Source organism: Streptococcus parasanguinis, from assembly GCF_001578955.1.
In the GTDB taxonomy this organism is placed as follows: domain Bacteria; phylum Bacillota; class Bacilli; order Lactobacillales; family Streptococcaceae; genus Streptococcus; species Streptococcus parasanguinis_U.
The window spans coordinates 84,504-85,969 of record NZ_KQ969690.1 but is presented as its reverse complement, the minus strand read 5'-3'; the positions used below and the strand labels follow the sequence as shown (position 1 = coordinate 85,969).

Below are 1,466 nucleotides of genomic sequence, written 5' to 3'. Positions count from 1 at the left end.
TCTGGATTTTGGAAACCGATTTTCAGAAGTCCAATCGCAGCACCGGTCTCACCCATCTTCATCTCAACGTAAGGGATCTTGCTCTTCTTATCCGAGTCCGCAACAGCCTTGAGGCTGCCTTGGCCCTTAACTTTTCCGTCTGCTTGGATGACGATCTCAGCTCCTTTGCCATTGCGCCAGGTTCCAGCTAAGCTTGAGAAGTCGCCTCCGTTAATGGCCGCAATATCCAAGTCTTTCTCTTTTTTCGGTTGCGGATAAGCTTTCCACCACTCTAGATGGTAATCACGGTAGGCCACGTCCCCAAAGAGAATCCGACGTTCTTGGGAAGCTACTCCGTCAGGACCTGTCACACCCGCTGGGATCAAGTACAAGGTTTGCTCTTGCCCTTGGATCGCAGTCGCATTTGCCCCAGTGAAATAAACTTCATAATAGCCTTTTCGCTTCTTAGGCTCTTTTTCTTTATTGAACAAGTAACTTGCCCGAGTGCCTCCGCTCCAGAAAGTCCAGCCAGTCTCACCATTTACAATGCTTGGAAAGGCGTTGGTCTTGTTTTGGTAATATTCTTCTGGAGTATAGCCATAAAGTTTAAAACCCGAATCTGCGATTTCCTTTTCATAGGCCTCATTGGAATAAGCACCCTCAAACGGTGAGAGATTGCCATCAAGGACGATATCATTTGGATCTGTCGATTTGAAAAAGTCCTCCCGATTGGCAAAGACCATCTCGTGGTCGGGATTTTTGTCAGACATGGTGACCGTAATCAAAGGCTTCTTATCCGTCTTGTATTTGAAGACACGAACCGTGACTGTAAAGTCTGTATTGCCATCGGACTTTTTCATCTTGCCTGTCGAAACTTTATTAGATCCTTCGACCTTCCAATCCGTGCTAAATTCAGCGGATACCTTGCCATCAGCCGTTTGGTAATCGATCTTCCAGGCCTTGCCTTTTTTCTCGATTTTGGCTTCATCCCGTTCATTTGAGACATAGTCACCACTCAAGTCAATAGCTTTTTCCTTTGGCTTGGTGACCTTCTTGCTGGTCTGCTTAAATTCCTTTTGATGGTCTGGTTGGATGTTGGAACTAGAGTAGAGATAGACTCCACCGATCAGAACAGCTGCTCCGACCAGCCCCAGAATCGGTACCAGGTATTTTTTCTTCCACTTAAGATTCATTTTACTACCTCCATGGAATAAGATCTTTACACTAGTATACCCTAAATCGAAAGTATAGTAAAATTCCCCTCTATGTAGTGGTTTTCCAGGTTTGAACTGACTAGTTTTAGTAGAGAATACCTGTTTTTCAAAAACAATATTTTGTTTATCATTATTTTTTTATCGTTTTTCGATACTTTTTTATTGACTAATTTTTTATAAGGAGTATACTATAAGTGAAAAATAAATAAACTTCAAGGAGGCTTGCGATGAAAAACTCAAAAATCTTAAAAAATGTCATTGAAGTCTTGACGG

Annotated in this window: 1 protein-coding gene; it reads right to left on the bottom strand. The window is 42.7% G+C overall.

Translation table 11 applies throughout. From position 1 onward, the window contains the following. On the bottom strand, window positions 1–1,172 hold a 1,172-nt coding region (locus SPADD19_RS04235), incomplete at its 3' end, for a DUF6287 domain-containing protein (protein ID WP_061455314.1). Window positions 1,173–1,466: the final 294 nt, after the last annotated feature.